Here is a 7,367-nt window from a genome sequence, read left to right as displayed (position 1 = left end):
CGAACTTCCGCGACATGACGGCCAGTCAGCCGACTACACTCAAAAACAGGCCCCTGACCAGCGGCGATAGCGAACTGCAACTGGAGTACTAGGGCGTGTATCGAATGTGGTGGTCACAGCCACTCGTTGATGGCCGCGACGAGGACGGTCGCCTCGTAGCGGACTGCGAGCTTGTCGTAGCGAGTCGCCACGGCGCGGTGCCTTTTGAGGCGATAATGCCACATTCGACCGCGTGTCGAGCCTTGTAGTCCTCGGCGTCGAACTTGGGTGGCCGACCGCCGCGAGAGCCGAGGTTCTTGCAGTTGCGGGCCTGGTCGGCCTTGTCCGGGATGGTGCAGCGAATTCAGCGTCGTCGCAGGTAGGCACGGTTCTTGCGGGAGGCGTACGCCTTGTCGGCGCGGACCCGGTCGGGCCGGGTCCGCGGACGCCTCGAACCCAGACGAGCGACGCGGACCTTCTTCAGGACGGGCTCGAACTGCGGGGAGTCACCGCGCTGCCCGACAGTGATCACGATCGACATGGGCTTCTGCCCCTGCTCGACGGCCAGGTGAAGCTTGGTGGTCAGGCCGCCGCGCGAGTGGCCGAGCCCGTGCTCGTCAGGCTCAACGGCGATACCGCCGGGCGGCTCGGCCTGCAGATCCCCCTTTTCCTCGCCCCGGCGGCGTGCTGGTGAGCCCGGCACACGGTGGAGTCGATGCTGAGCTCCCTAACGTCGGCCTGGGCCTGAAGCTCGCTGAAGATCCGCAGCCAGGTGCCGTTCCGCTGCCAGCGGCGGAACAGGTCGTACACCCGAGCCCAGGGCCCGTACCGCTCCGGCATTTCCCGCCACGGGACGCCAGTGCGGGTGCGAAACCGTATGCCGTCGATCAGCTGCCGCCGGGTCCATACCAGCGGACGGCCTGGCTTCTTGCCCTTTGGCAACAACAACTCCAGCCGGATCCACTGCGTATCCGTCAGATCTCCACGGGCCATCCGGTGATCATCACAGACCATGATCTACTTCTGGGCAGAGTGCCGATGAACCAGAAGCCGAGGTCATGACGAACCACTGCTGCGAGGCGATGAGCCGCCGCGTGAACGTGCCCTGTGACCAGCACGACGACCCCTTCGCCTGTCCGGACGCGCTGATCAAGTTCAGCGCCAAGTTCCAGGAGTACGGGCTGATCACCCACGACGGCGGCACATCGAGCATCACTATCGACTTCTGCCCCTGGTGCGGACGACGCCTCCCCGAATCACAGCGGGACCGATGGTTCGACGAACTGGAACGCCGCGGGATCGATCCGTGGGAGGACGAAGTCCCATCTGAGTTTCAGGACGACCGCTGGCTCACCACCCTGTCTCAGGACTGACGAACCAACAGCCTCTCAAGCCACTTCCGATACACGCCCTAGCCCTGCGGTACGGCAGAGCCGGTTCGGTCAGCCCTCCGTCCGTCCCCCGTGGTCGGGCGCCGGAGGCGGCAGCCCCGGGTTGGTGGCTGATGCCTTCTCGTGCGCTCCTCCGCAGCTCGCTGACGCGGTGAGTGCGGTGGGCACCCCCAGGAGCCGTCCACAGTCCGGCATCATCGCTCGGGGCCGTGTCCCGTCTGCTCGCGCGGGCCGGTGTGCTCAGTTCGTCGTGGGTGGAAGTTCGCCTGAGCCGCGGGTGATGAGCCGTGTCGGCAGTTCGACGCGGCGGGCCTCCGCCGCGTAGCCGTCGAGGCGCTGGAAGAGCAGTTCCGCAGCGGTACGGCCGAGGCGGGCGGGGTCCTGGGCGATGACGGTGACGGCGGGGGAGAGGAGGTCGGCCAGTTCGAGGTCGTCGAAGCCGACGAGGGCTACGGGGCGGGCGAGTTCGGACAGGACACGGACGGCCGTGGCGGTCACGCGGTTGTTGCCGGTGAAGAGGGCGGTGACGGGCGCCGGGCAGGACAGCATGCGCAGCACCTCACCACGCACGCGCTCCGGGGCCGTGGGGCCGAGTGAGATCCAGCCGTCGTGCACCGGCAGCGCGGCGGTGTCCATCGCGGCCCGGTAGCCGCGCAGTCGCTCGGTGGCGGTGTGGATGCGCGGCTGGTCGCCGATGAAGCCGATCCGGCGGTGGCCGTGTGCGATCAGGTGTGCCACGCCGTCGCGGGCGCCGCCCGCGTGGTCGGAGAGGACGGTGTCGGCGGATATCAGCCCGGCGGGGCGGTCGACGAAGACCGTGGCCACGCCCGCCGCCATCTCCGGCTCCAGGTAGCGGTGGTCGTCGCCGGCCGGAATGACGACGAGACCGTCGACACGGCGGGCGCAGAGGGCGAGGGCGAGTTCGCGCTCCCGCTCGGGATCCTCGGCGCTGGAGCCGTTGACGAGCAGCGCACCGTGGTCGCGGGCGACCTCCTCGACGGCGCGGTTGAGCGGGGCGTAGAACGGATCCGCCAGATCCTCCAGGACGAGGCCGACGGACGAGGTCCGGCCCTTGCGCAGCACGCGGGCGCTGTCGTTGCGCCGGAAGCCGAGGGCGGCGATGGCCTCACGGACGCGGCGTTCGGTCTCGGCGGTCACACCGGGCTCGCCGTTCACCACGCGAGACACCGTCTTCAACCCCACGCCGGCGCGTGTCGCCACGTCCTTCATGGTCGGCCGGGTTCCGTAACGGGGGCGCGGGGCGCGGGCGGTGACGGGGGTGGTGTCGGGCACGTGGCGCGTCCTCCGTGAGCTTTGCGGGGCTTTGTATAGATTCTTCTGTTTCGTCTGCTCGTGTGGTGCGGGTGCTTGGTGTGCTCTGCGTCTTCACGCGGCCCCGGGCCTCGCGCGCACCCGCGTGTGCGAGGCGCGTCGATCGAGCATAGAGCCTGGACAACGTTGTCAACAGTGGCGGAGACTGGCGGGAAAGCGACGGCCGGCCACCCGGGGCCGGTCGCGCTGCGAGCGGAGCAGGAGAGAACGTTCCCCATGCCGTCCCCCACGCACACCGGACCGGACGCTCTCGTCGCAGCCCTCGACATCGGCGGGACCAAGATCGCGGGCGCGCTGGTGGACGCCGAGGGGCGGCTCCTCGTCCGCTCCCGGCGACGGACCCCCGCCGAGGGCGACGCGGCGGTGGTGATGAGCGCGGTGGCGGAGGTGCTGGACGAACTCGCCGTCTCCTCCGACTGGCGTCGCGTACGAGCGGTGGGCATCGGCAGCGCCGGGCCGGTGGACGCGTCACGCGGTACGGTCAGCCCGGTCAACGTGCCCGGCTGGCGCGGCTTTCCGCTGGTGGCCGAGGTGGGACGACGGGTCGACGGCCTGCCTGTCGTCCTCGTCGGGGACGGTGTCGCCATGACCGCCGCCGAACACTGGCTCGGTGCGGCGCGGGGGCGGAACCACGCCCTGTGCATGGTGGTGTCCACGGGGGTGGGGGGAGGGCTGGTGCTAGGTGGACGTCTATTCCCGGGGCCCACGGGGAACGCCGGCCACATCGGTCACATCAGCGTCGACTTGGACGGTGACCCATGCCCCTGTGGAGCCCGTGGCTGCGTCGAGCGGATCGCCAGCGGCCCCAACATCGCACGGCGGGCCCGCGAGTCCGGCTGGCGACCCGGGCCGGACGGGGACGCGGGCGCGACCGGCGTCGCCGCGGCGGCCCGTGCCGGTGACCCCCTTGCCGTCGCGTCGTTCGACCGCGCCGCCCGGGCCCTCGCGGCAGGCATTGCCGCGACGGCGGTCCTCACCGAGATCGAAGTCGCGGTGGTGGGCGGAGGCGTCGCGGGCGCCGGTGATGTTCTCTTCGGGCCCTTGCGCCGGCACTTGCGCGACTACGCGACGTTGTCTTTCGCCGCCGGAGTCGAGGTGCTGCCGGCCCGGCTGGGCGGTGACGCCGGCCTGGTGGGCGCGGCGGCGGCCGCGGCGGAGGGGGTTGGGGTGTGGGGGCGGGAGTGAGGTTGTCGTCTCGCGGGTCTTTGGTTGGCCGGGGCGGCGGGGGTGCGTCGGCGGTTGGCTGTGGGTGACGTGGCGTCAGGTGATGCCGGGCGAGGGAAGGCGGCCGGGGAGATAGGGGCGGTGGCCGGGGCGGGATCGTGTCGTCCAGGGCAGGGTTTTGGCTTGGAGGGGCACGGGCAGCCGTGCGGTCGTCGGGTGCTAGTTGCCCGTGATGATCTGATGGCATTGCGTGCCTGTGCACCCTGTTGATGTCGGCGTGCCCGGTGTCAGGGCTTCGGGCGGTCTCGTCCGGTGGTTTCGGCGTCAGGACCTTTGGTCTGTGAGCTGGGCGCTGCTTCGTGCTCACTCGCCCGCCCCCCGGGCCCAGGGGGTGGGGAAGCGGTCGGTGGCGCGGACGTGATGTGAGTGTCGTGTGCCGTGCAGGCGGCTTGGGTCACCCGGGCCCGCAGCATGCAGCATGCATGGTGTGAGCGGGATGCCCGGTGTGTGCGGCACGAGTGGCGTGAATGCCTGGTGCGAGCCGGGAGGTTGCACCTGACAGAAGTGGCAGGAGTGGCTTGGGCGACGTAAGCGGCACGTGCGCTCACGAGTCGCGTGATTCGCCATCTGCGACATGCGCGACCCGAAAGTCCTGAGGTCTGTGGGAACCGTGGGGACCACGGGAGTTGTGAGCCGCACAGCGGGTCCGCCGGTGAACCGAGGGCCCCATCCCGCTCGTCCGTCCTTCCGTGGCAAGGTGTTCCGGGCATCGCAAGGGGGCCGCCCGGAGGAGGGGGAACCGTGATCGTCTGGTTGAACGGCGCTTTCAGTGCTGGCAAGACCAGCACCGCGAGGGAACTGGCCGGGCTCATGCCGGAAAGCCATCTCTACGACCCCGAGATAGTCGGCGGGGGGCTGCGGCATCTGCTGCCGCCGGGGCGGGTGGCCGAGGTCGACGACTTCCAGGACCTGCCGATCTGGCGGCGTCTGGTCGCCGACACCGCGGCGGCCCTGCTCGCGGAGGTGGGCGGGGTGCTCGTCGTCCCCATGACACTGCTGCGGCAGGAGTACCGGGACGAGATATTCGGGACGCTCGCCGCCCGTCGGATCCCCGTCCGGCACATCCTGCTGGACTGCGACGAAACGATCCTGCGGAAGCGGATCGACGGCCGGGTGGACGACCCCGGCGACCCCGTCCGCAGCGAGGCCGTCCGGCAGTGGGCCCGGGACCACGTCGACGCCTACCAGGAAGCGCTGACCTGGCTGACCGACGACGCGTTCGTCGTCGACACCGGACGGCTCACCCCGCGCGAGGCGGCCGAACGGATCGCCCGGGCGGTGCGCGACGGCTCCGCCGGGCCGTGCCAGATCGTCGAGACGCCCGAGCCGAAGGCCGAGACCCTGGCCGCCGGGGTGCTCCTCTTCGACGAACACGACCGGGTGCTGCTGGTCGACCCCACCTACAAACCCGGCTGGGAATTCCCCGGCGGCATCGTCGAACCGGGCGAGGCACCGGCACGGGCCGGCATGCGCGAGGTGGCGGAGGAAATCGGCATCGAACTGCCCGACGTACCGAAGCTCTTGGTCGTGGACTGGGAACCTCCCCGTCCGCCCGGTTTCGGCGGCCTCCGCTTCCTCTTCGACGGCGGCCGGCTGACCGAGGCGGAGGCCCGCCGCCTGCTGCTCCCGGGCGCCGAACTGCGCGGCTGGCGGTTCGTCACCGAAGGTGAGGCGAGCGCCCTGCTGCCTCCCGTCCGGTTCAGCCGCCTCCGCTGGGCCCTCCGGGCCCGGGAGCGCGGCTGCCCGCTCAACCTGGAGGCGGGGGTGCCGGTCGGGTGCCGCCCGTGACGACCGGCGGGCTCGGTGGCTCGGCGTGCCGAACATCCTCGTCGTCGCCGGGGAGGGGCGGCAGCGGCAAGGGGCGAAGTCGCTTCGGCACCGCCTTCTGAGCCGTCGGTGGGACCGTTCTCGGGAATTGTTCTTGGAACTGTCTCCGGGACCGCGCTCGGGACCGCGCTCGGGACCGCGCTCGGGACCGCGCTCGGGACCGCGCTCGGAACCGCGCTCGGAACCGGCCTTGGAAACTGGCTGCGGGAGCGTCTCCGAGTCCGTCAGGTTCGTAGAGATAGAGATGTGCCAGGACTGCGGCGAGGTGCTGGAGTGTGACGGAGCCAGGACCTCGCCTAAGGCCGCCCGCCCCTGCGCTGGGACGTGGAAACGTCCCTTCGGCTGGGCGAAACGCGGACCGGTTCAGTGGGGGTGCCCGTCCGACTCCTGGCGGCACACTTCCGTCGGCGGGCGACCCCTCTCCCCGTAGAGGTGACTCCTCATCCGTACGGCGATCCGGCGGGGTGTCTCGACAGCAAGTGGAACGAGTGGTGGGTTGTGGCGCTGGCGGATACAGGACCCTGAGCGCGGATGGCTGTGCGGGGTGCCGGGCGCTGTGTACGGGCGCCTGGGTTCTCTGGCCGGCTGGACGGGCCGCGACGTGCGCGGCGCGTCCAGCCGAGCCCAGACCAGGATCCGCGCCTGGGCTTGGACCCGGACCCGGGCCCGGGTCCAAACCCGGACCCGGGCCCCGATCCGGAATCTCAGTGATCGAGCATGGTGAGGTCCAGCCTGGCCAGGCGTTCCGGGTCGGTGAGGATGTCGAGGGCGACGATCCGGTCCTCCACGACGGTGAAGGCCATGACCGAGAACGGCGCCCCGCCCATCCTCGAGACGATGCCGGCCGCGCCGTTGACCAGCGCCGGCACCGCCGTCTCGGCCACGCGGGCGAACTGCGACGCGCGCCGGGCGACGGCCTCCGCACCCCGTACGACGCTGAACGCACGCGAGGGACCGCTGTCCGACCGCGCCACCACGTCCGGGTCCAGCAGGTTCACGAGGGCGTCGAGGTCGCCGCCGCGCGCCGCGGCGAGGAACGCGTCCACGACCCGGCGCTGCCGGCCGAGGTCCGGGTCCGGGGCGGGGGCCGCGCCCTGCACCCGTCGGCGGGCGCGGCTGGCGAGCTGGCGGGCGGCGGCCGGGGTGCGCCCGACGACCGGGCCGATCTCGTCGAAGGGCACGGCGAACATGTCGTGCAGAACGAAGGCGAGCCGCTCCGCCGGCGCCAGCGATTCCAGCACCACCAGCAACGCCAGTCCCAGGGAGTCCGCGAGCAGCGCCTCCTGCTCCGGATCCACGCCGTCCACCCCGCTGACGACCGGGTCGGGCAGCCGCAGCCGTTCCTCCATCGGCTCCTCGCGCCGGGCGGTACGGCTGCGCAGCATGTCGAGGCAGACCCGCCCGACGACGGTCGTCAGCCACCCGCCGAGGTTCCCCACCTCGTCGGCGTCCACGCGGCTCAGCCGCAGCCACGCCTCCTGCACCGCGTCGTCGGCCTCAGCGAGCGACCCCAGCATCCGGTAGGCGACCGCCCTCAGGTGCGACCTGTGCTCCTCGAAGCGTCGCGCCAGGAACTCGGTGTCGTTCGCGCTGTCCATTCCCTCACCGTTCTGT

5 protein-coding genes and 1 pseudogene are annotated in these 7,367 nt (G+C 71.2%); 3 read left to right on the top strand and 3 right to left on the bottom strand.

Going from position 1 to position 7,367, the window contains the following annotated elements; translation table 11 throughout:
* Positions 1–113 precede the first annotated feature (113 nt).
* A pseudogene (locus ACZ6X9_RS33310) lies at positions 114–972 on the bottom strand (IS5 family transposase).
* Positions 973–1,037: 65 nt separating this feature from the next.
* Between ACZ6X9_RS33310 and ACZ6X9_RS33305 the strand changes: the two are divergent.
* Positions 1,038–1,352 (top strand): DUF6980 family protein, encoded by a 315-nt coding sequence (locus tag ACZ6X9_RS33305; RefSeq protein WP_469781782.1) that lies wholly within the window; start codon positions 1,038–1,040, stop codon positions 1,350–1,352.
* Positions 1,353–1,610: 258 nt separating this feature from the next.
* On the opposite strand, the gene ACZ6X9_RS33300 is transcribed toward ACZ6X9_RS33305, so the two are convergent.
* Positions 1,611–2,600, bottom strand: coding sequence for a LacI family DNA-binding transcriptional regulator (locus tag ACZ6X9_RS33300; protein WP_469781785.1), 990 nt, complete (start codon positions 2,598–2,600; stop codon positions 1,611–1,613).
* A gap of 318 nt (positions 2,601–2,918) precedes the next feature.
* Between ACZ6X9_RS33300 and ACZ6X9_RS33295 the strand changes: the two genes are divergently transcribed.
* Both ACZ6X9_RS33295 and ACZ6X9_RS33290 read left to right on the top strand, forming a co-directional pair.
* Complete coding sequence (locus ACZ6X9_RS33295) at positions 2,919–3,887, top strand: ROK family protein (protein WP_469781781.1); 969 nt, start codon at positions 2,919–2,921, stop codon at positions 3,885–3,887.
* A gap of 780 nt (positions 3,888–4,667) precedes the next feature.
* Complete coding sequence (locus ACZ6X9_RS33290; protein WP_469781780.1) at positions 4,668–5,714, top strand: NUDIX hydrolase; 1,047 nt, start codon at positions 4,668–4,670, stop codon at positions 5,712–5,714.
* Between the two features lie 743 nt (positions 5,715–6,457).
* Here the strand turns inward: ACZ6X9_RS33290 and ACZ6X9_RS33285 are convergent.
* On the bottom strand, positions 6,458–7,351 hold the full coding sequence (locus tag ACZ6X9_RS33285; RefSeq protein WP_469781779.1) for a sigma-70 family RNA polymerase sigma factor: 894 nt from the start codon (positions 7,349–7,351) through the stop codon (positions 6,458–6,460).
* Positions 7,352–7,367: the final 16 nt, after the last annotated feature.

The sequence above is a fragment of the Streptomyces sp. NPDC052910 genome, from assembly GCF_055585605.1.
The sequence above is the reverse complement of the archived record's forward strand: the minus strand, read 5'-3'. Positions and strand labels throughout refer to the sequence as shown.

Coding starts and splice junctions, on each gene's coding strand:
- ACZ6X9_RS33305 (WP_469781782.1), top strand. CDS start 1,038: ATGACGAACCACTGCTGCGAGGCGATGAGCCGCCGCGTGAACGTGCCC.
- ACZ6X9_RS33300 (WP_469781785.1), bottom strand. CDS start 2,600: ATGAAGGACGTGGCGACACGCGCCGGCGTGGGGTTGAAGACGGTGTCT.
- ACZ6X9_RS33295 (WP_469781781.1), top strand. CDS start 2,919: ATGCCGTCCCCCACGCACACCGGACCGGACGCTCTCGTCGCAGCCCTC.
- ACZ6X9_RS33285 (WP_469781779.1), bottom strand. CDS start 7,351: ATGGACAGCGCGAACGACACCGAGTTCCTGGCGCGACGCTTCGAGGAG.